Below are 24037 nucleotides of genomic sequence, written 5' to 3'. Positions count from 1 at the left end.
GATGAGCGCGACGACCACCGAGGAATCGCTGAGCACCCGGATCGAGGAGGCACTTCGCCACCGGTTCTCCGAGAGAAGCACAGCGGCCGAGCGTTACGGGAGCGAGTTCGTCGCACTGTGGCGGGCCGCCGAGGAACACGCTCTCGGGGGAAAGCTGATCCGTCCCCGCCTGCTCCTCGATCTCACGCATGCGCTGGCACCCGCGCCGCTGACGATCGCCGAGACGCAGTCCGCGATCGAGGTGGCCGCCCACGTCGAGCTTCTCCACTACGCCTTCCTCCTCCACGACGACGTGATCGACGGTGACCTCACGCGGCGCAGAAGACCCAATCTGATCGGAGCGCTCGCGGCATCCCGCCCCGCAGGACCGACCGAGACCTCCCTGCACTGGGCGCGCTCGAGCGCGATCCTCCTCGGGGATCTGCTCCTGTCGTCGGCGGTGCTGGGCTTCGCGCGCGCCGAGGTCGCCGCAGAGTCTCGCGAGCGCCTGCTCGGCCTGCTCGAAGAGACGATCTTCGAGACCGTGGCGGGGGAGCACACCGACGTCGCACTCAGCGACGGCATCATCGCTCCCGATCTGCGGACGATCCTCTCCACGAGCGCGTACAAGACCTCGACCTACTCCTTCGTCCTGCCGCTGCGCGCCGCTGCGGTGCTCGCGGGTTCGTCGACCGCTGCCGAGGAGCACCTCACGGCGATCGGATGGAACCTCGGACTCGCCTATCAGCTGCAGGACGACCTGCTGTCGGTGTTCGGCGACCCCGAAGAGCACGGCAAGGACCCCTTCTCCGATCTGAGAGAGGGCAAGGAGACGGCGATCATCGCGTACGCGCGCATGACGAGCGAATGGGACGGGATCGAGCTGCACTTCGGACGGACCGACCTCAGCCCGGCGGACGCCGCGGCTGCTCGCGACCGACTGCGCGCATGCGGCTCCGAGGCCTTCGTCGAGGGTTTGGTGCAGGAGCATCTCGATGCCGCCGATGCCGCGCTTCTCGACGCGGAATCCGCGGGCCTGGTCCCCACCACGGCGGCAGAGGCCATTCGGAGCCTCGCTTCCCGAGTCGGGAGTCGCCGCCGATGAGCACCACCCCATCCGGCCACCGCGATGAGACCGCACTCCGACGTTTCAACCGCACGGCGGAGATCGCCACGACCGATGTCATCCGCACGTACTCGACGTCGTTCGGACTCGCCAGCCGCCTGCTCGGGAAACGCCATCGGCAGCACGTGCGCAACATCTACGCGATGGTCCGCATCGCCGACGAGATCGTCGACGGTGTGGCTGCGGAGGCCGGCCTTGACGTCACGGCACAATCAGCCGCCCTCGATTCGTACATCGCGGAGACCCATCGGTCGATGCGCAGCGGCTACAGCAGCGACCTGATCCTGCATGCGTTCGCTCGCACGGCGCGAGAGTGCGCGATCGGCGAGGACCTGACCCAGCCGTTCTTCGACTCGATGCGTGCGGACATCGACGCGGACTCCGGTTTCGCCGCGTATGACATCGACGCCCATGCGGCCTACGTCTACGGCTCCGCTGAGGTCGTCGGGCTCATGTGTCTGCAGGTGTTCCTCCGAGACGCCGAGCGGACACGGGAGGAACAGGAGATCCTGCGGCACGGGGCACGGCAGCTCGGCGCCGCTTTCCAGAACGTGAACTTCCTGCGCGACCTCGCGGACGACACCGACCGCCTGCACCGCGGTTACCTCGGCGGGAGCGCGCGTCTCACCGACGCTGATCGCGACGCGTGGGTAGAGACCGTGTTCGGGCAGCTGGCCGACGCGCGCGCCGCGATCCCGCTGCTGCCCAAGGACGCGCGCGCCGCGGTTCGCAGTGCCCTGGCGTTGTTCGCCGCGCTCACTCGGCGGGTGTCGACGACTCCCGTCGACGTCCTCTACCGGCGCCGGGTCCGCGTTCCCGATCCGATCAAGGCCGTCCTCGCCGCTCGATCCGTGCTCGTCACAGCGCTGGAGCGCGACCGATGAGCCGGGTGGTCGTCATCGGCGCCGGCGTTGCCGGTCTCGCCACGGCAGGACTGCTCGCACGGGACGGACACGACGTCGTCGTGCTCGAGAAGAACGATCGTGTCGGTGGCCGAGCAGGGACGATCGAACGCGACGGGTTCCGTTTCGACTCCGGCCCATCGTGGTACCTGATGCCGGAGGTCTTCGACCACTTCTTCGAGATGATGGGCACCACGACCGCCGAGCAGCTCGACCTGGTCAGGCTCGATCCGGGCTACCGCGTGTTCCGAGCGCCCGGAGCGGTGGATGCCTCCCCGACACCGGTGACCGTGCCCGCAGGACGGGAAGAGGTCACACGGCTGTTCGAAGCGCTCGAACCCGGCTCAACGGCAGCGCTCGACGCGTACCTCGACTCCGCGCAGGATGCCGGAGCGATGGCCCGGAAGTACTTCCTCTACAACCCGTTCACGCGCATGCGGTCGCTTCTCGCGCCGGAGGTGGTCCGCGCTCTGCCCCGACTGGGCGCCCTGCTCGGAACACGCCTGCAGTCCTACGCTGCGCGGCGCTTCGACCACCCTGTCGTGCGCCAGATCCTGGGCTACCCCGCGGTGTTCCTCGGAACCGATCCCCGAAGCGCTCCCGCGATGTACCACCTCATGAGTGCGCTCGACCTCGATCAGGGCGTCAGCTACCCGCAGGGCGGATTCTGGCGCGTGGTCGAACGGATCGAGGCACTCGCACGCGATGCGGGAGCACGGATCGTGACCGAGGCGCAGGTGACCGGGATCCGCACGCAGGACGGTGCCGACGGCACGCACGTGACCGGCGTCGGCTGGCTCGACGAGTCCGGTGCCTCCCACGTCGAGAGCGCCGACGTGGTGGTCTCAGCAGCCGATCTGCACCATACCGAGACCGCCCTGCTCCCTGCCTCGCTGCAGACCTATCCGGAATCGTGGTGGGCGCGACGTACCAGCGGACCCGGCGGGATCCTCGTGATGCTGGGCGTACGCGGCGCGCTGCCCGAGCTCCCCCACCATTCGCTGTTCTTCACCGACGATTGGGACGCGAACTTCGACGCGATCTTCGGCTCCACCCCGACGGTGCCGGACCCGGCATCGATCTACGTCTGCCGGCCGAGCGCGACCGACCCCGACGTCGCTCCCGCCGACCATGAGAACCTGTTCGTCCTGATCCCGGTGCCCGCCGACGTCGATCTCGGCAACGGTGGGGCCGACGGACACGGATCCCCTGCGGTCGAGCGCGCGGCCGACGCGGCGATCGATCAGGTGGCGACCTGGGCGGGCATCCCCGACCTGCGGGAGCGGATCGTCGTGCGGCAGACGACAGGGCCCGCGGACTTCCGTGACGACTATCACTCCTGGCGCGGCGGGATGCTGGGCCCGGCCCACATCCTCTCGCAGAGTGCGATGTTCCGCGCCCAGAACGCATCCAAGCGCGTGCAGGGTCTGTTCTACGCCGGCGCCACGACGGCACCGGGCGTGGGGGTTCCGATGTGTCTGATCAGCGCGGAGGTCGTCCTCAAACGCATCAGGGGCGACCACTCGCCGGGGCCGCTCCCCGTTCCCGCACACTCCCCCGTCGGGACGGAGGCGTCCTGATGGGTGCGGTGTATCTGGCGGCCCTCCTGGTGTCGCTGGGCTGCATGCTGCTGCTGGACTGGCGGTTCCGGCTCTTCTTCTGGCGCGACGCGGTCTCCGCTGCCGTCGTGACGGCCCTCGGCCTCGTGTTCTTCCTCGTGTGGGACGTGGCCGGGATCGCGAACGGGATCTTCTTCCGCGGCGACGGAGCGATCGCGACGGGCCTGGTGCTCGCTCCCGAGCTGCCCATCGAGGAACCCGTCTTCCTGCTGTTCCTCGTCGTCTGCACCATGATCATCTACACCGGGACGACGCGTGGGCTCGCCCGACTCCGTGCACGCACAAGGGCACAGAGGGAGCGATGATGACCTACCTCCAGCTCTCCGCCTGGTTCGTCGCCGGTTCCGCAGTTGCCGGCGCGGCGCTCGTGCTCGCGTCCCGCGGTCGCGGACCACGCCCCGCATCCGTGCTCCTGACCATCCTCGTGCTCTTCCTCCTCACCGCCGCGTTCGACACCGTGATGATCGCGAGCGGGCTGTTCCACTACGCCCAGGATCCGCTGCTCGGAGTGCACGTCGGGCTCGCGCCGATCGAGGACTTCGCCTACCCGCTCGCAGGTGCTCTGCTCCTTCCGGCCGCGTGGACCGCGATGCGCGCCCTTCGGCGGTCCCGCGGGCGGACACCGACAGATGAGGAGGAACGACGTTGAGCGGAGCCACCGCGCCGTCGAACGGCATCGCACGGGACATCGCCCAGATCGTGCTGTCGTCGCGTCCGATCAGCTGGATCAACACGGCTTTCCCGTTCGCGGCCGCCTACCTCCTGAGCACGCGCGACATCGACCTCACCCTCGTGCTCGGCACCCTGTACTTCCTCATCCCCTACAACCTCGCGATGTACGGGATCAACGACGTGTTCGACTACGCCTCCGATCTGGCGAACCCGCGCAAGGGAGGCATCGAGGGAGCACTGCTCGCACCCCGCATCCATCGAGCGACCCTGTGGGCGGCTGCGGCGACGAACATCCCCTTCCTCGTCTACCTCGTGATCGTCGGGAACCCGGCCTCGACGGCCTGGCTTGCGGTGAGCGTCTTCGCGGTCATCGCATACTCCGCGCCGTTCCTCCGATTCAAGGAGCGCCCGTTCCTCGATTCCGTCACCTCCAGCACACATTTCGTCAGTCCCGCGATCGTCGGCCTCGCCCTGGCCGGAGCGTCGGCGACGACGGGAACCGTCGTCACGCTCGGCGCGTTCTTCCTCTGGGGGATGGCCGCCCATGCCTTCGGCGCCGTGCAGGACATCGGCCCCGACCGGGCGGGTGGCATCTCTTCGATCGCCACGGTCATCGGTGCACGGGCGACCGTACGCCTGTCGCTCGCGCTGTGGGTGATCGCGGGCACGGCCATGCTGTGGACTCCGTGGCCCGGCCCGCTCGCCGCCGTCCTCGCGTTGCCCTATGTGGTGAATGCAGCACCGTGGTGGAACGTGACGGACGCGACTTCCGCCTCCACGAACCGCGCCTGGCGACGCTTCATCGCCCTCAACTACTTCGCCGGCTTCCTCGCGACGATGATCCTCATCCTCGCCTGGATCTCCTGACCGCCCGTTCCGAAGCACCCCCGAAAGGACCCCCGATGTCCCGCCCCGACACCGCGCAGACCCCGCCGCCGAGAGAGCGCACTCGACGGCACTCCTGGGTGCGCGTCTTCCTCCCCGTCGCCCTGATCCTCGTGTGGCTGGTGGGCGCGTCGCTGGGCGGACCGCTGTTCGGCAAGGTCGACGAGGTGTCGTCCAACGAGCAGACGACGTATCTCCCGGAATCGGCGGATGCGACGCAGGTGCAGAAGCTTCTCGGCGAATTCAGCGACAGCGACTCGATCCCGGCCATCGCCGTGTTCACCGCCGACGACGAGCTGACCTCTGCCGAGCTCGATGCCATCTCCGCCGCCGTCGCGGATGCGCCGACGGTCGAGGGCGTCGGCGGCGACGTCTCCCCCGCGCTCCCCTCCGACGACGGACGCGCGGTGCAGGCGTTCATCCCGATCGACTCCGACGCCGAGCTCGCGGATGTGACGACGGCCCTGGGCGACGAGCTGCGCGCCGCCGTGCCGGAGGGGGTCACCGTCTACATCACGGGACCCGCCGGTTTCAGCGCCGACCTGGTGGCCGGTTTCGCCGGTATCGACGGACTCCTGCTCGGTGTCGCGCTCCTTGCCGTTCTCGTGATCCTGGTGCTGGTCTACCGGTCGTTCCTGCTTCCTCTCGTCGTGTTGTCCACCAGCCTCTTCGCGCTCTGCGTCGCGCTGTTGGTCGTCTGGTGGCTTGCGAAGTTCGAGGTGCTGCTCCTCAGCGGCCAGACCCAGGGGATCCTGTTCATCCTCGTGATCGGCGCCGCCACCGACTACGCCCTGCTGTTCGTCGCTCGCTTCCGGGAGGAACTGCGCGTCGCTCAGGACAAGGGCACCGCGGTGATGGCGGCATGGAAGGGCTCGGTGGAGCCGATCGTCGCCTCAGGCGGCACCGTGATCGCCGGCCTGCTGTGCCTGCTGCTCAGCGACCTCAAATCCAACAGCACTCTGGGACCGGTCGCGGCGATCGGCATCGTGTTCGCGATGCTCTCGGCGCTGACGCTGCTCCCGTCGCTGCTGTTGCTCTTCGGTCGCGCAGTGTTCTGGCCGCGGCGCCCACGCTTCGAACCCGAGGTCGTGGCCGCTGAGCACGGCATGCGCACCACGGGCCTGTGGGCGCGGCTCGCCGGCCTCATCAAGCGCCGCCCTCGGGTCATCTGGATCGTGACGACGCTCGTGCTGCTCGCGGGGGCGGCGGGAATCACGCAGCTCGACGCCGACGGCGTACCGCAGTCGGATCTGGTGCTCGGCGCGTCCGAAGCGCGCGACGGCCAGGTGGCCCTGGGTGAGCACTTCCCCGGCGGATCCGGAAGCCCCGTGTACGTCGTCGTGAAGGAGGGTCAGCTGCAGGACGCGGCCGATGTGCTCCTCGCCAACGACGGCGTCGATGGCGTCACGGTCACCGCGGCCGATTCCCCGAGTGGTTCGGCACCCGTGACGGAAGACGGCATCACGGCCGTCGGCCCTCCCGGCACGCCCGCCCCGGAACCGACCACCGTGAAGGGCGATGTCCTGCTTCAGGGCACCCTGACCGATGCGGCGGATTCCGAGGCCGCGGCCTCGACCGTGCGAGAGCTTCGCGAAGACCTCGATGCCATGGATGCGTTGGTCGGCGGTGTCACGGCGACCTCGATCGACACCAACGACGCATCGATCCACGACAGGAACCTCATCATTCCCGTCATCCTCGTCGTGATCATGCTGATCCTGATGCTGCTGCTGCGCTCGATCCTCGCGCCGGTGCTGCTGATCCTCACCACGGTGCTGTCCTTCGGCACGGCGATGGGAGTCTCGGCGCTCGTCTTCAACGGGATCTTCCAGTTCCCGGGCGCCGACCCTGCCGTCCCGCTGTTCGGATTCGTCTTCCTGGTGGCGCTCGGCATCGACTACAACATCTTCCTGATGACCAGAGTCCGTGAGGAGTCGAAGGCGCACGGGACGCGGGAGGGCATCCTGCGAGGGCTCTCGATCACGGGTGGGGTGATCACTTCGGCCGGCCTCGTGCTCGCGGCCACCTTCGCCGCGCTGTCGGTGATCCCGATCCTGTTCCTGGTGCAGCTCGCCTTCATCGTCGCCTTCGGCGTGCTCCTCGACACGTTCGTGGTGCGCTCCCTGCTGGTCCCTGCACTGACCTACGACATCGGCAAGGCGATCTGGTGGCCGTCGAAGCTGTGGCGTCGCGGAGAAGACTGAACCACAGCGGGGACGACGGAGACGCAGCGGCGTGCATCCGGTCGCTTAGACTGGATGCACGCCCTCGTAGCTCAGGGGATAGAGCAGCCCTCTCCTAAAGGGCAGGTCGCAGGTTCGAATCCTGTCGCGGGCACGACATGCAGAAGGGGAGCCGTCCTGGCGACGGCTCCCCTTCTGCATGTCGTGCCGCCCTCGTCACGCCGCCAGCGCGAGATACGGCTCCCACCGCGGGTCGCTGCGTTCCGTCCCGCGCACCGTCCAGGCGGTGCCGTGCGGGGGTCGAGGGGTGAAGCGCAACTGCCAGCGCATCTCCTGAGGCGTACGATCGCTCTTCACGTTGTTGCACCGCAAGCAGCACGCGACGAGGTTCTCCCAGGAATCAGCTCCTCCGCGAGAACGGGGCAGGATGTGGTCGATCGTGGAGGCCGACTTCCCGCAGTAGCCGCACCGGTGATCGTCACGACGGAGCACGCCGCGCCGAGTGACGGGCACGCGTCTGCTGGTGGGGACGCGCACGTAGCGCGCCAGGATGATGACCGCAGGGCGGTCGTAGACGCCGTGCGAGCCCCAGACGGGGTCTTCCTCGACGCGTTCGATCACGGTGGCTTTGTCGTTCATCACGAGCACCAGGGCGCGTTTGAACGACACGATCGCCAGCGGCTCGTATCCGGCATTCAGGACCAGTGTGCGCATTCGTCATCCTCTCGATCCGCCGGGACGGCTTCCCGGCACTCTCGACTCACACGAGGTCGCGCAGGAGGCAGATCGATCGCGAGGACGAAAAAAGGCGCCGTCTAGAGACAGCGCCTTTCGCGCACGGCAGCGCCGTGGCATCCCTGCGGGCTATGCAGAAGGACGTGACGACCGAGGGCATCCATGGTTCGGATGCTCGGTATTCGCTCCATCAGCCTCTCCCACCTGTACGACAACGGGATCAGGCTAACCCATCTCCCTGGGTGCAGGGCGAAACGGGAGGTGAATGGAGCGGAGCGTGTCTGGAAATCAGCCGGCGTTGACCGACAGCCACGACATGGGCTCGACGAGCCCGCCGTTGATCCAGACCTCGAAGTGGAGGTGGTTCGCGGTGGAGCGACCGGTGCTGCCGACGTAGCCGATCAGCTGTCCTGCCGACACCGACTGCCCGACCTGAACCTGACGCGAGCCGTAGAGCATGTGACCATAGGTGGTCTGCAGACGCTGTCCACCGACCACGCTGTCGAGCATGACCGCCACACCGTAGCCGCCGATGCTCTCGGCCGATGCGCGGACCACTCCGGCAGCAGCGGCGTAGATCGGCGTGCCGGCCGGAGCGAGCATGTCTGCACCGTTGTGGCCACCGCCGACCGTGCGGCTGACGTTCCAGGATCCCATGGGGAGCGGATAGCGCACCTCGCCCGAGCCGGGCGACGTGAGCGCGTAGCCCGCGGTGTTGAAGCGCGAGGAGGAGGTGCCGGCCGCGGAGGCGGTCGCGGCAGCAGCGGCTGCACGGGCGGCAGCAGCCTCTTCTGCCTTCTTCTTCTCGATCTCCTCGGGCGTGGTCGCGCTGAACGTGCCGCGCGCGAGCGGAGCAGCAGTCGCCTGCGAGGCGACGACGAGCGACTGCGCATCGACGGCGGCGAGCTGCTGGAGAGTCGTGGGCGCTGCTTCGCTCGGCTTCGACGAGGCGAACGCGGGCAGAGCGATGCCGGCGACCAGCGCACCGACCGCCCCGAAGATGGCGATGGATCGAAGAGGCTTGACGGCCTTTCGAGCACTCATTCGCGCGCCGGTGCGGCGGGCGGGTACTGCTTCTTCAGATGTCTTCTTCGCGGGCGATTCGATGTCTGCGGCCAAAACTTGGTCCTCCTGGGCCCTCACGCTGTTCGGGTCAGCGCTGGCTCGTCGGCACTCTGCTCTCGTGGCACGAATGTAGCTCGGGTACTTTGTGCGTTCTTGCCGTGAAGACGACGAGCCTGGAAGGCGATCTTCAGCGGGTTCATCTCCAGCGGGCTTCTTCGCTGGCGACCTGACCGAGGTTACCGGAAGATAACGATCATGTCACCCTGGGAAACTGGCAATTCTCGGAGAGGGCGACGCCGCTCTCCTTCCACGCCGATTGCACCCGCGAATTCTCGCGGGATCAGGCCGGTTCGCCGACCAGGAAGATGTGCGAGGCCAGCTCGACGGGAAGCTCGAGTCCATCGTCCTTGCCGTCCATCTGGATGAGGACGTAGCCCTCGCTGAAACGGAAGTCACCGTGCGCTCCGGGAACGACTCCGGCATCGCGCAGCTGCTCGAGCAGCTCAGGGTCGACCTGAGCCGGCTCGGCGAGACGACGCACCGTGCCTTCGACGGGCTCGCCGGCGGCGTTCAGGCGCTGGACGAGTCCGATGACGCCTTCGTCGAAGGTGCGCGCCGGCAGATCGCCGAGCTGATCGAGTCCGGGGATGGGGTTGCCGTACGGCGACTCCGTCGGATGTCCGAGCAGCTCGACGAGGCGACGCTCGACCTGCTCGCTCATGACGTGTTCCCAGCGGCACGCCTCTTCGTGCACGAAGGCCCAGTCGAGTCCGATCACGTCGGAGAGCAGGCGCTCGGCGAGACGGTGCTTGCGCATCACGTCGACCGCCTTGCGCCGACCGGCGTCGGTGAGCTCGAGTGTGCGGTCTTCCGAGACGATCACGAGACCGTCTCGCTCCATGCGCCCGACCGTCTGCGAGACCGTCGGGCCGGAGTGGCCGAGACGCTCGGAGATGCGCGCGCGCAGCGGAACGATGTTCTCCTCCTCGAGTTCGAGGATGGTGCGGAGATACATCTCCGTGGTGTCGATCAGATCGGTCATGTGCGGGCCCTCCGAGGTTCTTAGGCAAGCCTACATTCCCGCGGCGACATCGGACTCGCGAGCAGTCCTGCGGCACGCCGAGCGCCCCCTAGAATCGACGCATGGCGATCGAGATTCCCCGTGACCTCCTGCCCGTCGACGGCCGCTTCGGCTGCGGTCCCTCCAAGGTGCGCCCTGCGCAGCTCGAGGCGCTGCTCTCGTCGGGAGCCTCGATCCTGGGCACATCCCACCGTCAGGCACCCGTGAAGAACCTCGTGGGCAGCGTCCGCGAGCAGCTCGCGGCTCTGTTCCGCCTGCCGGAGGGATACGAGATCGTCCTGGGCAACGGCGGCTCGACCGCTTTCTGGGACGCGGCGGCCTTCGGACTGATCGAGAAGCGCAGCCAGAACCTCGTCTTCGGCGAGTTCGGCGGGAAGTTCGCCGCCGCCGCCGGCGCTCCCTGGCTCGAGGCCCCCGATGTGCGCAAGGCCGAGCCCGGTTCGCTGACCGTTGCAGAGGCCGTGGAGGGTGTCGACGTCTACGCCTGGCCGCACAACGAGACCTCGACCGGCGTCGCGGCCCCGATCCGACGCATCGCCGCTGAAGGCGCGCTGACCGTCATCGACGCGACGAGCGCCGCCGGCGGTATCGACTTCGACGCCGCTCAGGCCGACGTCTACTACTTCGCGCCGCAGAAGAACCTGGGCTCCGACGGCGGTCTGTGGTTCGCCGCCGTCTCGCCCGCTGCCGTGGAGCGCATCGAGCGCATCGCCGCCTCGGGTCGTTACATCCCCGAGTTCCTCAGCCTGAAGAACGCGGTCGACAACTCGCGGCTGAACCAGACGCTGAACACCCCGGCGCTCACCACCCTGCACCTGCTCGACAGCCAGCTTCGCTGGATCCTCGACAACGGTGGCCTCACATGGGCGGCGGCGCGCACGTCCGAGTCGTCCGCCGTCCTTTACGACTGGGCCGAAGCCTCGTCCATCGCCACGCCGTTCGTGGCGGACGCGGCGCACCGCTCCCCTGTGGTCGCGACGATCGACTTCGACGACAGCATCGACGCGGCAGCGATCGCGAAGGCACTACGGGCGAACGGCATCGTCGACACGGAGCCGTACCGCAAGCTCGGGCGCAACCAGCTGCGGGTGGCGACCTTCGTCTCGATCGAACCGGACGACGTGCGTCAGCTGACCCGGTCGATCGAATACGTGCTGGAGAACCTGGGCGGCTGAGCGCCCGGGGTCACTCCTCCTCGTCGACCTCGCCGGCGTCCTCATCGAGGGCGTCGGCGTCGTCGTCCTCGGACTCATCCTCTTCCGACGCGACGGACTCGTCGTCGACAGCGCCCTCGTCGAGTTCGTCGATGTCCACACCGTCCACGTCGCCGGCGTGGAGGATGTCCCCCTCGACGTCGTCATCATCGTCGTCGAGGTCGTCGTCGTCGAGCCCGCCGTCTTCGTCGTCCTCGAGTCCGCCGTCGTCCGTCACCACGTCGTCGCCGGCAGCCGCGGCCGCTTCAGCGAGCTCGACCTGGTGCGCGCGGTACTCGGCCAGGCGCTCGGCCCACGGAACCCACTCCGGAGCCAGCAGGGCGCCATCGCCGGGAAGGAGCTCGACCTCGAGCACCGTCGGCTCCTCATCCTCGACGCGGGCGACGGTCACCGTCCAGTACCACCCCGGGTAGCCGGCGAGCCGGTTCTCGAAGCGCAACGAGACCGACCCGTCCTCCTCCGCGAGGTATCCGGCGGCGGGGCCGACGGTGGACGCCGGGGTGATCTCGGCCAGCGCGGCGAGCGCGAGATCGTGGGCGTCCAAAAGACGCGCGTCGGCGTCAGGCTTCGAGGTCATCAGCGACCTTACGCAGGACGGCCGCGATCTTGCGGCCCTGACCGGAGGAGGGGTAGCGACCGCGGCGGAGGTCTCCGCCGATGCCGTCGAGGAGCTTCACGAGGTCCTCGACGATGATCGCCATGTCGTCGGCCGGCTTGCGCTTGGCCTTGGAGAGGCTCGGAGGCGCCTCGAGCACGCGCACCGACAGTGCCTGCAGCCCGCGCTTGCCGTCGGCCACGCCGAACTCCACGCGCGCACCGGCCTTCACCGCGGTGCCGGCCGGCATCGCGGAGGCGTGCAGGAAGACATCCTGGCCGTCATCGCTGGCGATGAAGCCGAAACCCTTGTCTTCGTCGTAGAACCTGACCTTGCCGGTGGGCATGGGAGAACCTCGCTGGGATCGTCGTGCAGAACAGTGGGCGCGCTCATGCGCGTGCCCCCAGCCTACCGGTCACGACGCGCGCGAAGCCGAAGGCCGCGGTGCGAGTAGGCTGGTGCGGATGAGCACGAAGAATTCCGAACCGGAGGTTCCCATCCGGCGGCTGGATCGCATCCTGGCGTTCACCGCGCTCGGAATCGCGGCAGCATCGGTGGTCTGTTTCTTCGCGATCATCATCGGGACCGCGCTCGGGATGGATCAGACCGCGTTCGGCGAGGGCCTCTGGCCGATCGTCGCGGCGATCCCCTACTGGGGCCTGCCCGTCGCTTTCCTCATGATCATCGCGCTCCTCACGATGAGCTTCATCCGGAAGGGCCGCGCGTCTTCGCGTTCATGAGGCATCGGCCATGAGCACTCACGCGCGACCGCTGGCGGATTGGCTGGCTGCGGCGAGCGACGATGAGCTCTGCGGACTCCTTGCCGCGCGTGGGGTGCGCTCTGACGCCCCGTGGCAGGACTTCTTCGATGCCGCGGAAGCGCTCCTGGACCCCGCTTCGATCTCCCGCGTCCTCCCGTCGCTGACCGCGACCGAGGCGACCGCGCTCCTCACGGCGGCTTCCGGAGGAGACGCCGGGCCCGAACGAGAGGCGCTGACAGCACTCGCGCTGCTGCGGCCCGATGGGTCGCCGTATCCGCCGGTCACGGCCGCCCTCGCAGGCCGCTCAGCCCCTCCGACGACCCCGGCCCCCACCGTCGCTCCTGCATCTGCATCCGCGGCAGCCCATGCCGCCGAGCGCGCCTTCACGACGGTCGCCGTGCTCGCCGACGTGCTGCTGATCGCGCGGGAGAGTCCCTTCGCCCTCCTGGCCGGCGGCGGTGTGAGCGCCGGCGAGAAGCGCCAGCTCGCCGAGGCCGGAGTGCCCGCGGAGATCGTCGACGCTCTCGCGGCGATCGCCCTCCAGGCGGGCCTCGCCGTGTCGACCGACCGGCGGCTGCGGTCGAGCCTCTCCGCCGAGAGCTGGCTGCGCTCGTCCGCGGCGGATCGTTGGACCGTCCTCGCGACGGCGTTCCGCGACGCTCTCCCCCGCGGCGTCCGTTCCCAGACCGGTGGCTGGATCCCCCCTCAGCTGTGGCCTCTCGCCCATCCGTGGGACCCCGCGTGGCCCGATCGTTCTCGGGGTATGCAGGAGGCGGCAGCGCTTCTCGGACTGATCGCGGAGGATGGGACCGAACCGGAGTGGGCGGTGAGCCTGCGAAGCGGAGGTCCCGCGGATGCCGGCGCACTCGTGGCCCTGCTGCCCGCCGAGGTCGATCGCATCTTCCTGCAGAACGATCTGACGGCGATCGCACCCGGCCCGCTGGAGCCCGCGCTCGACGTGCGCTTGCGCACCATCGCCGTCCGCGAGTCCGCCGCGCAGGCATCGTCCTACCGCTTCACCGCCGAATCCGTGGCGCACGCCTTCGTCGTCGGCGAGACGGAGCAGTCGATCCTCGATTTCCTCTCCTCCGTCTCGCTCACGGGCATCCCGCAGCCCCTCAGCTACCTCCTCACCCAGACCGCCCAGCGACACGGCCTGGTCCGCGTCTCGACCGACGACGAGACAGGCCGCACGCGCATCGAGAGCGCCGACAGCCATCTCCTCCAGGCGATGACCGTCGATCAGACGCTGCGCCCACTCGGTCTCACTGCGCACGTCGACTCGTTGACGACCCGCGTCGGTCGCGACACCGTGTACTGGGCGCTCACCGATGCGCGATACCCGGCGACACTCGTCGGCTCCGACGGCGCTCTCCTGGTCAGAGAACGACACCCAGCGCCGCCGGCTCCGGCGTCGACCGACGACTCCTCCGGACTGGCTCCTCTGATCGCGCGCCTGCGCTCACACCAGGGGCCTGACGCCGATGCGGCATGGCTCGATCGCGAACTCGAAGCTGCGGTGCGGGCGAAGTCCGTCCTCAAGGTCACCGTCGGGATGCCGGACGGGTCGACCAGGGACCTGCTCCTGGAGGCGACGGGCCTCGGTGGAGGCAGACTCCGTGGACGAGACCGCGCAGCGGACGTCGAACGCACGCTGCCGGTTTCGAGCATCCTCACAGCGACGATCGTCGCCCCATGAGGCCCTGCGCATCGGGCGACCGCTAAACTGGTCAGCTATGTCTGATGGCCCCTTGATCGTCCAGAGCGATCGCACCGTGCTGCTCGAAGTCGCCCACGCCGATGCCGAGAGCGCCCGCCACGAACTGGCGATCTTCGCCGAGCTGGAACGCGCTCCCGAGCACATCCACACCTACCGCATCACGCGGCTCGGTCTGTGGAACGCCCGCGCCGCAGGGCACACCGCAGAGGACATGCTCGAGACGCTCGATCGCTGGTCCCGCTTCCCGGTCCCGCCGTCCGTCGCGGTCGACCTGCGGGAGACGGTGAACCGCTACGGCCGGCTGGTGATCGAGCGCGACGACGAGGGCACCCTGATCCTGCGCTCCTCCGATCCCGCCGTGCTGGCACAGGTCGCGAACAACAAGCGCATCCAGCCCCTTCTCATCGGGCACCCGACCCCCGAGACCTTCGTCATCGACGCATGGGCACGCGGCCAGATCAAGCAGGAGCTTCTGAAGATCGGCTGGCCGGCGGAAGACCTGGCGGGCTACACCCCGGGAACTCCCCACGAGATCGACCTCGCCGAGGACGGCTGGCACATCCGCCCCTACCAGCAGGATGCCGTCGACGCGTTCTCGAAGGACGGCTCGGGCGTGGTCGTGCTCCCCTGCGGCGCCGGCAAGACGATCGTCGGTGCCGGAGCGATGGCAGCGACCAAGACGACGACCCTCATCCTCGTGACGAACACCGTCTCGGCACGGCAGTGGCGCGACGAGCTGCTCAAGCGCACCAGCCTCACCCCCGAGGAGATCGGCGAGTACTCCGGGCAGGCCAAGGAGGTCAAGCCCGTCACGATCGCCACCTATCAGATCCTCACGGCGAAGCGGAAGGGCGAGTACGCGCACCTCGCACTGCTCGACGCCCTCGACTGGGGCCTCATCGTGTACGACGAGGTCCACCTCCTTCCCGCCCCCGTGTTCAAGCTCACCGCCGACCTGCAGGCGCGTCGTCGCATCGGCCTCACCGCCACCCTGGTGCGTGAAGACGGTCGCGAAGGCGATGTGTTCAGCCTGATCGGGCCGAAGCGCTTCGACGCCCCCTGGAAGCAGATCGAGGCGCAGGGCTTCATCTCGCCCGCCGCCTGCTACGAGGTGCGGGTCGACCTGCCACCGAGCGACCGTCTGGAGTACGCGGCCGCGACCGACGACGAGCGCTATCGCCTCGCGGCCTCCGCGCCGGCGAAGGTCGCAGCCGTGCGCGAGCTCATCGCCAAGCACGAGGGCGAGCGCATCCTCGTGATCGGGCAGTACCTCGACCAGCTCGAATCGCTGTCCGAGGCGTTGAACGCCCCGCAGATCACGGGTGCGACCCCGGTCGATGAGCGCGAAGAGCTGTACCGCGCGTTCCGGGAGGGTGACATCTCGCTGCTCGTGGTCTCCAAGGTCGCGAACTTCTCGATCGACCTGCCAGAGGCATCGGTCGCCATCCAGGTGTCCGGATCGTTCGGATCGCGTCAGGAGGAGGCCCAGCGTCTGGGCCGTCTGCTGCGTCCGAAGCAGTCGGGGCACACCGCGAGTTTCTACACCCTCGTGGCCCGCGACACGATCGACCAGGACTACGCCCAGAACCGTCAGCGCTTCCTCGCCGAGCAGGGGTACAGCTACACGATCATGGACTCCGACGCGATCGCCGCCTGACGCTCCCCTGTCACCCGCGTGCGACGCGTCCGTGGAGCACCGCACCCAGCTGGTGGGTCCCCGACGGCTGATGGGTCCCTGACGGCTGATGGGTCCCTGACGGCTGATGGGTCTCTGACGCGCGCACCGGAGTCGCGCGCCACGCTGTCCGCGCGATCCCGAGTCGCGCAGCCCATCGGTCGGCGAGCACGGCGTAGATCACCATCGCGAGTGCCGAGGCGAACAGATCGACAGCCGTTCCCGAGGTCGCGTTGGCATCGACGAGCGTGACGGAGCCGAGCAGGAAGATGAGCACGTTGTTCACGATGTGCAGCGAGATCGCCGCCTCGAGGCCCCCCGTTCGCCAGGTCAGCCATGCGGCGACGATCGCGAACATCCCGACGCTGGCCGCACCCCACACGTCGTACCCATGACCGAGGACGAAGATCGGCACGGGCAGGAGGATGGCGAAGGCAGGATGGCGTAGCCAGCCACCGACCAACTGCATCAGGTACCCGCGGAAGACATACTCTTCGGCGGCAGCCTGCAACGGGATCAGCAGCAGGACCAGCAGCACCATCGTCCACAGCCGGGGGTGGGAGAAGTCGGCGGTCACCGCGTCGCCGCTCAGCGCCGACCAGCCCAACACGACGGCGAAATAGACGAGGAACACCGCCAGGGCCAGCAGCAGGCTCTTCCCGAGCCATGCCATGCGAAGGCGCCCGGTCACGGAGGACAGCAGTCCCACCCCGCGCCCTTCGATGAGGCGTGACGCCAGCAGCAGCGCCGGGATCATCAGGATCAGGGGAAGAACCAGCGCGACGAGCAGCCAGGGCCGATCGAGATCGAAGAACTGCGTGGTGCTGAGGAGCACCTCTGATTCGACGCGCCACCCGGGGATGAACATCGACATGATCGCGAGAGGCACGATCACGATCAGCAGGATCACGACATAGAGAGCGATGCCGACGAGCCCCGTGAGCAGCATGCGCCACCAGCGATACCGTGGCCGCAGGTGTGCCAGCCGATGGTATGCGAGTTCCTCCCCGTCGGGGCGATCGGCCCGTGCGGCGGGAGTTTCGGGGGCGGCGACGTCGTCCTCGTGAGAGCTCATACCTCGATCCTCCCGGGTCCGGCTATGCGACGCATCCGACCGCGGGACGATCCCGTTCCCCGATGCCGATACACGGCTCACGAAGGCCGGCGCGAACGCGCGAGTCGACGCCGTTCCGCACAATAGTCAGCATCCACATGGCCGGAGTCACCATAATGGGGACATGACTGCTCCGCGCATCCTGGTCGTCGACGACGAACCCAACATCCGTGACCTGCTCTCCACGGGTCTCAGCTTCGCCGGATTCCAGGTGAAGACGGTCGCCAACGGCGCCGCGACGATCTCGGCCGTCCTCGAAGAGGAGCCGGACCTGATCATCCTGGACGTCATGCTGCCCGACATGAACGGCTTCAGCGTGACGAAGCGTCTCCGTGGCGCCGGGTTCACCGCGCCGATCCTGTTCCTGACCGCCAAGGACGGCACCGACGACAAGATCGAGGGCCTCAACGCGGGCGGGGACGACTATGTCACGAAGCCCTTCAGCCTCGACGAGATCGTGGCCAGGGCACAGGCTATCCTCCGCCGCACGATGCAGGCCGACGAGGAGTCGATCATCCGCGCCGGCGAGCTGTCCATGGACCAGGACACGCACGACGTCCACGTCGGCAAGGAGCCGATCGAGTTGAGCCCGACCGAGTTCAAGCTGCTCCGCTACCTGATGCTCAACCCGAACCGCGTGCTGTCGAAGGCGCAGATCCTTGACCACGTGTGGGAGTACGACTTCAACGGCGACGCCGGCATCGTGGAGAGCTACATCTCGTACCTGCGCCGCAAGATCGATCCGCACACCGAGGAGTCGCTCATCCAGACCAAGCGCGGCTTCGGATACATGCTGAAGGTCGGCAAGACGGTCTGACGACCACCGCACCGTCACCGCCACCGTCTCACGGTGGTGTCGCCGCACCGAGGAGGACCGCATGGCGCACAAGCCCGATGCGGTCACCAGCTGGTGGCGGCGCATCAGTCTTCGCGCGAAGGTCACCGGCGTCACCGTCGCGGTGCTCGCGCTCGGACTGCTCATCGCCGGCATCGGCACCGTGCCGATCCTGCGCAACGCCCTGGTCGCGAACATCGACGCGCAGCTGCCCGCTCTGGTGTCGAGCGATCTGGTCGAGCGCTACTTCGACTCGGTGACGGTCGACGGCGTCACCACGTACAGCCCGCGCGACGAGCAGCCGCGCGACTTCTCCTTCGCGATCTACGATGCGACGGGCGAACTGCGTGCGACCGCTCGCGGCACCTCGGGCCAGGCTCCCCTCTTCCCGTCCGAGTACTCGCTCGCCAAGGCGACGGCCAACACGGATCAGATCCCGCTCGAGATGACCGGAGCCGACGGGGAGCTGTTCCACGCCGCGGTCGCCGTCGTCCCTTCGGAGGGCGGGGTCCTGCGCATCCAGCTGGTGGCCCTCCCCCTCGCGCCCGCCGATCGCATCATCAGTCAGTACTTCGGCATCTACATCACGATCGCCCTGATCACCATCCTGATCGCCGCGCTCCTCACCCGCGGGCTCGTCACGCTCACGTTCCGCCGTCTGGGTCAGGTCGAGGCCACGGCCATGTCGATCGCCGCCGGCGACTTCCGTCAGCGGCTGACCGACCTCGAACCGACGACGGAGGTCGGTCGCCTCAACACCGCCATCAACACGATGCTCGACCGTGTCGACGCCTCACTCGCGCAACGGGACCGCACCGTGCAGCACATGCGGCGATTCATCGGTGATGCGAGCCATGAGCTGCGCACCCCGCTGGTGAGCGTGCGGGGCTACGCGGAGCTCTACCGGATGGGTGCCATCAAGGGCGAGGAGGACACCGCTCGGGCCATGGAGCGCATCGAGAAGGAGGCCATCAGGATGGGCGTCCTGGTGGAAGACCTGCTTGCGCTCGCGCGGCTGGACGAGGAGCGCGAGCCCGAGATCGTGCCGCTCGATCTCCGCCCGATCGCGCGGGATGCAGCGCTCGATCTCCGTGCCGCTGCCCCCGGTAGGACCGTCACGGTGATCGACCGGACGGCCGACAGCAAGACCGTGATCCCCCTGCATGAGATCCCGCCCCTTCAACCTCCCGAGCAGCCGACCCCCCGCGGGCTTTCCCGCGCCACGCTCTCCCGCCTTCGCCGCCGGTCCCGTCAGCAGGAGAAGGCTCCGGTGATCGACTTCACCGAGGTTCCGGACCTCCCTGTGCGCACTCCCCCGATCGTGCTCGGCGAAGAGAACAAGGTGCGCCAGGTGGTGACGAACCTGTTGGGCAACGCGCGTCGGTTCTCCCCTGAGGACGGCCCCATCGAGATCGTCGTCGACTCCGACCGTGCCGCGGGCACAGCGAGCATCGCGATCGTCGACCACGGCGAAGGCATCCCGCCGCAGATCCGGGAGCAGATCTTCGAGCGCTTCTGGCGGGCCGACACCTCACGAGCGCGGGAGACCGGCGGCTCCGGCCTCGGACTCGCGATCGTCGCGTCCATCCTGAAGGCGCTTCACGGTGGTGTCGACGTGTCGGAGACCCCGGGCGGCGGCGCGACGTTCACCGTGACGCTTCCGCTCGCGCCGGCACGGGCAACGCCTGCGCACCTCCTGGAGGACACACAGCCACTCGATCGCATCGACCTCCCCTGACGTCACTGCACGGAGGGTCGCTTCCCCCGGTTGCGCACAGGACGCGGTGCCCGGCCCCCTGGTGCGTCTTCATCAGGCCGAGCCCCGTCTAGCCTCGGAACCCCTACGAGAAGGAGTTCCCATGTCTGTCTTCACCGTCGACACCGAAGCCGTCCACGCCGCTCACGGTGCGACGCGCGCCACCATCGAGCGCCTCCAGAGCGAGTCTGCGACCCTGATGTCTCAGCTCCGGCAGCTGCAGTCGACCTGGTCGGGCACCGCGTCCAACGCCTTTCAGAATTGCGCTGAACAGTGGCAGGGCGCACAGATCCACGTGGAACAGGTCCTCGAATCGATCGGCACCTCGCTCGGCTCCGTCGCCACCCAGTACGCGGACGCCGATCAGTACTCCGCCAGCCTCTTCCGCTGACACGCGCCGTGAACGCAGAACGCCCCCGGCCGAAGCCGGGGGCGTTCTGTCATGAGTGCAGGATCAGAAGTCCATGCCACCCGACGGGTCGCCCATCGGAGCAGGAGTCTTCTCCGGCTTGTCAGCGACAACGGCCTCGGTGGTGAGGAACAGAGCCGCGATCGACGCTGCGTTCTGCAGCGCGGAGCGGGTCACCTTCGCCGGGTCGATGATGCCGGCGGCGAACATGTCGACATACTCGCCCGTGGCTGCGTTGAGGCCCTGGCCCGCGGGGAGCTCGGACACCTTGTTCGCGACGACGCCCGGCTCGAGCCCGGCGTTCATGGCGATCTGCTTCAGCGGAGCCTCGATCGCGACGCGGACGATGTTCGCGCCCGTCGCCTCGTCGCCCGAGAGCGAGAGAGCGTCGAGGGCCTTGGTGCCCGACTGGATGAGCGCGACGCCACCACCGGGGACGATGCCCTCCTCGACGGCTGCCTTCGCGTTGCGGACGGCGTCCTCGATGCGGTGCTTGCGCTCCTTGAGCTCGACCTCGGTCGCGGCACCGGCCTTGATGACCGCCACGCCACCGGCGAGCTTCGCCAGGCGCTCCTGGAGCTTCTCACGGTCGTAGTCGCTGTCGGTGTTCTCGATCTCGCGACGGATCTGCGTGACGCGACCCTCGATCTGGTCGGCCTCGCCCGCACCCTCGACGATCGTGGTCTCGTCCTTGGTGACGATGACCTTGCGCGCACGACCCAGCAGGTCGAGCGTGGCGTTCTCGAGCTTGAGGCCCACCTCTTCGGTGATGACCTGGCCACCCGTGAGGATCGCGATGTCCTGCAGCTGCGCCTTGCGGCGGTCGCCGAAGCCCGGAGCCTTGACGGCGACCGACTTGAAGATGCCCTTGAGCTTGTTCAGCACGAGCGTCGCGAGAGCCTCGCCCTCGACGTCCTCGGCGATGATGACGAGCTCCTTGCCGTCCTGGATCACCTTGTCGACGATCGGCAGCAGGTCCTTGATGTTGGAGACCTTCTGGTTCGCGATGAGGATGTACGGGTCCTCGAAGACCGCTTCCTGGCGCTCCGGGTCCGTGACGAAGTAGGGGTTCAGGTAGCCCTTGTCGAAGCGCATGCCCTCGGTGAGCTCGAGCTCGGTACCGAACGTCTGCGACTCCTCGACGGTGACGACGCCCTCCTTGCCGACCTTGTCGATCGCCTCGGCGATCAGTTCGCCGATGGCGGGGTCAGCGGCGGAGATCGAAGCCGTGGCGGCGATCTGCTCCTTCGAGTCGATCTCCTTGGCGCTGGCGAGCAGCTCCTCGGTGATCGCAGCGACGGCCTTCTCGATGCCGCGCTTGAGCGAGATGGGGTCGGCGCCGGCTGCGACGTTGCGCAGACCCTCGCGGACCAGCGCCTGAGCGAGGACCGTGGCGGTCGTGGTGCCGTCACCCGCGACGTCGTCGGTCTTCTTGGCGACCTCCTTGACGAGCTCCGCACCGATCTTCTCGTACGGGTCGTCCAGCTCGATCTCCTTGGCGATGGAGACGCCGTCGTTCGTGATGGTGGGGGCGCCCCACTTCTTCTCGAGAACGACGTTGCGGCCGCGCGGGCCGAGGGTGACCTTGACCGCGTCGGCGAGGATGTTCAGGCCGCGCTCGAGGCCGCGGCGGGCCTCCTCATCGAAAGCAATGATCTTTGCCATGAGTTTTTTCGTCCCTCCTGGACGTAGACGTTGGGTTTAGCACTCAGAGTGAGAGAGTGCTAACGCCATTCTGGCACTCGACACCTTCGAGTGCAAGCCGCCGGAGGTACGGCACCGGCCGAGGTCAGGGGGTGGGCGTCTCGCCGGCTGAGCTCGATCGATCGAGGCCGATGACCACTGTGAACTGCTTGTTGCCCTCCTCGGTCTGACCCGAGTAGTAGTCGCTCTGCTGCACGGCCGCTCCACCGAGCACGTTCGCCAGTCCGATCGCCGCGAGTTCGTCCTCGTCGTTGACGTAGAACACGGTCGTGGTGGCGAAGTCCTGGCTGGAGCTGTCACCGGCGAAGACGTTCTCCGACGCCCACCCGTTGTTGATGAGCAGGTCGCGCATCTGGGTGTCGAGCCCTTCCTCCGGCGTGCCGTTGAGGATCATCACGGAGATGGAGGTGTCCACCACGCCCGTCTCCACCGGGGTGGGAACGGCGCTGGGAGCGGCCTCGGGGAAGAGCGAGATGCGTCCCATGACCACGAGCGATCCGAAGATGCCGGCGATGATGAGCACCAGAGCGGCGACGAAGGACCACAGCAGCACGACCCAGCCGTTCATTCCCGGAGCTTCGGCGCGATGCGCTCCCACCCGTCCGGTGGAACGGGGAACGTCATCGAAGCGATCGCGGGAGGGCTTGGACACCCCTCGATGCTAGCGGCACCTTCCTGGCAATCCGTTCTCCGGCGCGGCACTGCTCGTTCCGAGAGCCTTCCTCGAGTCGCTTCAGCCGACGAAGCCCGGTATCCGAGCCGACCTCTGCCTGGCGCGTGAATCCCTGATCCGGCGCAATCTCCGCACCAGCATGGGGTCGTATTCCAGGGCGGCCTCCGACTCGATCAGGCGTCCGAGGAGCTGGTAGTAGCGGGCGGCGCTCATCCCGAGCTGAGCTCGGATGACCTCTTCCTTGGCCGATCCATGGCGTGGCCAAGCGACCTCCAGGGCGAGGATCGTGCGGTCGCGCTCCGTGAGATCTCCGAGCATGAGTCCAGGTTAGGACGCATCAGACAGCGAAGCCGTTCGCCACTCCCACCAGCCCCCGAGCGGATCTGCGGCCGCGCGCACCCGTCCGTCGAGCGCCACCACGAATCCCGGCCAGTCGTCGCCTTCGACCGGCGGCTCCCAGACATCGAGGGCACCGGGCGGATCGATCGTGACCCACCGGGCGTCCAGAGCGGAGATGCGCGCGACCAGCGCCTCCCTCCGGGCCCTCGGGATATGGACCAGCACACCCGGCGTGGTGACGACCAGGGTCGCCCCGCTCGGCGCCGCCGCGGCGAGCGCATCGATCTCCTCGAGGGCATCGCCGGCGACGATCAGCGGCGGATCCGATGCCGCGATTTCGAGCGCGGCATCGATGCGCTCCTCCCGCCCCTCCTCTCCCGGCCACACGAGCCCACGCAGCCAGCGCCGATCCCGTTCATCCGCCGCATCGAGGGGCGCGAGGTCGACGCCCGCCCGCCAGACCACGTCCGGCATCCGCAGCGGAGGCAGCGCGCCCGAGACCCGGCTCTCCAGCACGACGGTCGAGGGTCCGTCAAGAGGATCGAGGGCGCTCCTGACCGATCCATCCGCCGCGATGAAGCGATACGAGTAGCGGTCCGGGTACAGGCACAACCCCGCCGACGCTCCGACCTCGAGCAGCGCGATCGGTCCGGCTATCTCCGACAGCACGGGCAGTAGCGCCGCGAGGCGGAGGGGCTCATTGGTCTGGAGGCTGCGGTTCGCGCACTCGGCGACCACCGCGTCGGCGTTGCGGAGCACGAAGTCCCTCCACTGCGGGTACCCGACGAGTCCGGAGCCGAGCATGCGCGTCACGGCGAACACGAGGGGCGGCTGCCGACGATTCTCCGGGATCCGCTGGAGGATGCCCTTGAGCTCGTCGTCGTCCGCCACACCGGCGGCCCATTCGGCGTAGAGGGCGCTGCGTCCGGGCGCCTCGTCGCGGGCGAATCGTGCGTAGCGGTCCTGCACGGCATCGGTCATCGTCCCATTCTGAC

At 68.2% G+C, this 24037-nt stretch carries 24 protein-coding genes and 1 tRNA gene; 15 read left to right on the top strand and 10 right to left on the bottom strand.

What is annotated here, in order from left to right; genetic code table 11:
* Position 1: 1 nt before the first annotated feature.
* The 8 genes from HDC31_RS04765 (at position 2) to HDC31_RS04730 (ending at position 7520) form a co-directional block, all read left to right on the top strand.
* Positions 2–1084: a polyprenyl synthetase family protein gene (locus HDC31_RS04765; protein ID WP_113681620.1), complete on the top strand. Its 1083-nt coding sequence runs from the start codon at positions 2–4 to the stop codon at positions 1082–1084.
* Complete coding sequence (locus HDC31_RS04760; protein ID WP_113681619.1) at positions 1081–1989, top strand: squalene/phytoene synthase family protein; 909 nt, start codon at positions 1081–1083, stop codon at positions 1987–1989. The genes HDC31_RS04765 and HDC31_RS04760 overlap by 4 nt, the downstream gene beginning before the upstream one ends.
* The gene (gene crtI / locus HDC31_RS04755; RefSeq protein ID WP_113681618.1) at positions 1986–3587 is read left to right on the top strand and encodes a phytoene desaturase family protein; all 1602 of its coding nucleotides are present in this window, start codon (positions 1986–1988) and stop codon (positions 3585–3587) included. Before HDC31_RS04760 ends, crtI begins: the two co-directional genes overlap by 4 nt.
* Complete coding sequence (locus HDC31_RS04750) at positions 3587–3931, top strand: lycopene cyclase domain-containing protein (RefSeq protein WP_179515856.1); 345 nt, start codon at positions 3587–3589, stop codon at positions 3929–3931. Before crtI ends, HDC31_RS04750 begins: the two co-directional genes overlap by 1 nt.
* Positions 3931–4275 carry a lycopene cyclase domain-containing protein gene (locus tag HDC31_RS04745; protein ID WP_046749810.1) on the top strand — a complete coding sequence of 115 codons (345 nt, stop codon included), beginning with the start codon at positions 3931–3933 and terminating at the stop codon, positions 4273–4275. The genes HDC31_RS04750 and HDC31_RS04745 overlap by 1 nt, the downstream gene beginning before the upstream one ends.
* Positions 4272–5165, top strand: a complete 894-nt coding sequence (locus HDC31_RS04740; protein WP_058631267.1) for a prenyltransferase — start codon at positions 4272–4274, stop codon at positions 5163–5165. Before HDC31_RS04745 ends, HDC31_RS04740 begins: the two co-directional genes overlap by 4 nt.
* 35 nt (positions 5166–5200) lie before the next feature.
* The gene (locus HDC31_RS04735; protein WP_113681617.1) at positions 5201–7387 is read left to right on the top strand and encodes an MMPL family transporter; all 2187 of its coding nucleotides are present in this window, start codon (positions 5201–5203) and stop codon (positions 7385–7387) included.
* Between the two features lie 60 nt (positions 7388–7447).
* Positions 7448–7520 (top strand) — tRNA-Arg (locus HDC31_RS04730).
* A gap of 62 nt (positions 7521–7582) precedes the next feature.
* On the opposite strand, the gene HDC31_RS04725 is transcribed toward HDC31_RS04730, so the two are convergent.
* The 3 genes from HDC31_RS04725 to HDC31_RS04715 all read right to left on the bottom strand — a co-directional run bounded on the left by HDC31_RS04725 (position 7583) and on the right by HDC31_RS04715 (position 10208).
* Entirely contained in the window at positions 7583–8080 is a 498-nt protein-coding gene (locus tag HDC31_RS04725; RefSeq protein WP_045263393.1) for an HNH endonuclease, read from the bottom strand.
* Positions 8081–8389: 309 nt separating this feature from the next.
* Positions 8390–9145 (bottom strand): M23 family metallopeptidase, encoded by a 756-nt coding sequence (locus HDC31_RS04720; RefSeq protein WP_046746555.1) that lies wholly within the window; start codon positions 9143–9145, stop codon positions 8390–8392.
* Between the two features lie 361 nt (positions 9146–9506).
* Entirely contained in the window at positions 9507–10208 is a 702-nt protein-coding gene (locus HDC31_RS04715) for a metal-dependent transcriptional regulator (RefSeq protein ID WP_045263392.1), read from the bottom strand.
* A gap of 101 nt (positions 10209–10309) precedes the next feature.
* On the opposite strand from HDC31_RS04715, the gene serC reads away from it, so the two are divergent.
* A complete protein-coding gene (gene serC, locus HDC31_RS04710; protein ID WP_046746553.1) occupies positions 10310–11422 on the top strand; it encodes a phosphoserine transaminase in 1113 nt (370 codons plus the stop codon).
* A 10-nt stretch (positions 11423–11432) separates the two neighbouring features.
* Here the strand turns inward: serC and HDC31_RS04705 are convergent, their stop codons facing one another.
* Together HDC31_RS04705 and HDC31_RS04700 are read right to left on the bottom strand one after the other, a co-directional pair.
* Positions 11433–12038, bottom strand: coding sequence for a DUF3027 domain-containing protein (locus HDC31_RS04705; RefSeq protein WP_113681616.1), 606 nt, complete (start codon positions 12036–12038; stop codon positions 11433–11435).
* On the bottom strand, positions 12022–12402 hold the full coding sequence (locus HDC31_RS04700) for a cold-shock protein (RefSeq protein WP_045263389.1): 381 nt from the start codon (positions 12400–12402) through the stop codon (positions 12022–12024). Before HDC31_RS04700 ends, HDC31_RS04705 begins: the two co-directional genes overlap by 17 nt.
* A 118-nt stretch (positions 12403–12520) precedes the next feature.
* Between HDC31_RS04700 and HDC31_RS04695 the strand changes: the two genes are divergently transcribed.
* Genes HDC31_RS04695 through HDC31_RS04685 form a run of 3 tightly spaced genes read left to right on the top strand, consistent with a single transcriptional unit; the run spans position 12521 to position 16194 of the window.
* Positions 12521–12796 carry a hypothetical protein gene (locus HDC31_RS04695; RefSeq protein ID WP_046746551.1) on the top strand — a complete coding sequence of 92 codons (276 nt, stop codon included), beginning with the start codon at positions 12521–12523 and terminating at the stop codon, positions 12794–12796.
* A 10-nt stretch (positions 12797–12806) separates the two neighbouring features.
* A complete protein-coding gene (locus HDC31_RS04690; RefSeq protein WP_179515855.1) occupies positions 12807–14516 on the top strand; it encodes a helicase-associated domain-containing protein in 1710 nt (569 codons plus the stop codon).
* 37 nt (positions 14517–14553) lie between these two features.
* The gene (locus HDC31_RS04685) at positions 14554–16194 is read left to right on the top strand and encodes a DNA repair helicase XPB (protein ID WP_046746549.1); all 1641 of its coding nucleotides are present in this window, start codon (positions 14554–14556) and stop codon (positions 16192–16194) included.
* Between the two features lie 10 nt (positions 16195–16204).
* Here HDC31_RS04685 and HDC31_RS04680 read toward each other — a convergent pair whose 3' ends face one another.
* Positions 16205–17287, bottom strand: a complete 1083-nt coding sequence (locus HDC31_RS04680; RefSeq protein ID WP_113681367.1) for a CPBP family intramembrane glutamic endopeptidase — start codon at positions 17285–17287, stop codon at positions 16205–16207.
* 163 nt (positions 17288–17450) lie between these two features.
* On the opposite strand from HDC31_RS04680, the gene HDC31_RS04675 reads away from it, so the two are divergent.
* The 3 genes from HDC31_RS04675 to HDC31_RS04665 all read left to right on the top strand — a co-directional run bounded on the left by HDC31_RS04675 (position 17451) and on the right by HDC31_RS04665 (position 20308).
* Complete coding sequence (locus tag HDC31_RS04675) at positions 17451–18143, top strand: response regulator transcription factor (protein WP_017828926.1); 693 nt, start codon at positions 17451–17453, stop codon at positions 18141–18143.
* A gap of 61 nt (positions 18144–18204) precedes the next feature.
* Entirely contained in the window at positions 18205–19899 is a 1695-nt protein-coding gene (locus HDC31_RS04670; RefSeq protein ID WP_113681368.1) for a cell wall metabolism sensor histidine kinase WalK, read from the top strand.
* Between the two features lie 121 nt (positions 19900–20020).
* Positions 20021–20308 (top strand): WXG100 family type VII secretion target, encoded by a 288-nt coding sequence (locus tag HDC31_RS04665; RefSeq protein ID WP_058631004.1) that lies wholly within the window; start codon positions 20021–20023, stop codon positions 20306–20308.
* A gap of 63 nt (positions 20309–20371) precedes the next feature.
* On the opposite strand, the gene groL is transcribed toward HDC31_RS04665, so the two are convergent.
* The 4 genes from groL to HDC31_RS04645 form a co-directional block, all read right to left on the bottom strand.
* A complete protein-coding gene (gene groL, locus HDC31_RS04660) occupies positions 20372–21991 on the bottom strand; it encodes a chaperonin GroEL (protein WP_058631003.1) in 1620 nt (539 codons plus the stop codon).
* A 124-nt stretch (positions 21992–22115) separates the two neighbouring features.
* On the bottom strand, positions 22116–22682 hold the full coding sequence (locus HDC31_RS04655) for a LytR C-terminal domain-containing protein (protein WP_307723494.1): 567 nt from the start codon (positions 22680–22682) through the stop codon (positions 22116–22118).
* Between the two features lie 81 nt (positions 22683–22763).
* Complete coding sequence (locus tag HDC31_RS04650) at positions 22764–23021, bottom strand: DUF3263 domain-containing protein (RefSeq protein WP_046746544.1); 258 nt, start codon at positions 23019–23021, stop codon at positions 22764–22766.
* A gap of 9 nt (positions 23022–23030) precedes the next feature.
* Positions 23031–24023: a DUF2332 domain-containing protein gene (locus HDC31_RS04645; protein WP_113681369.1), complete on the bottom strand. Its 993-nt coding sequence runs from the start codon at positions 24021–24023 to the stop codon at positions 23031–23033.
* Between the last annotated feature and the right edge of the window lie 14 nt (positions 24024–24037).

This window comes from Microbacterium sp. JAI119, assembly GCF_013410135.1.
In the GTDB taxonomy this organism is placed as follows: Bacteria; Actinomycetota; Actinomycetes; order Actinomycetales; family Microbacteriaceae; genus Microbacterium; species Microbacterium oxydans.
Note: the sequence above shows the minus strand (reverse complement) of the source record. Positions and strands in the feature narration are given on the sequence as shown.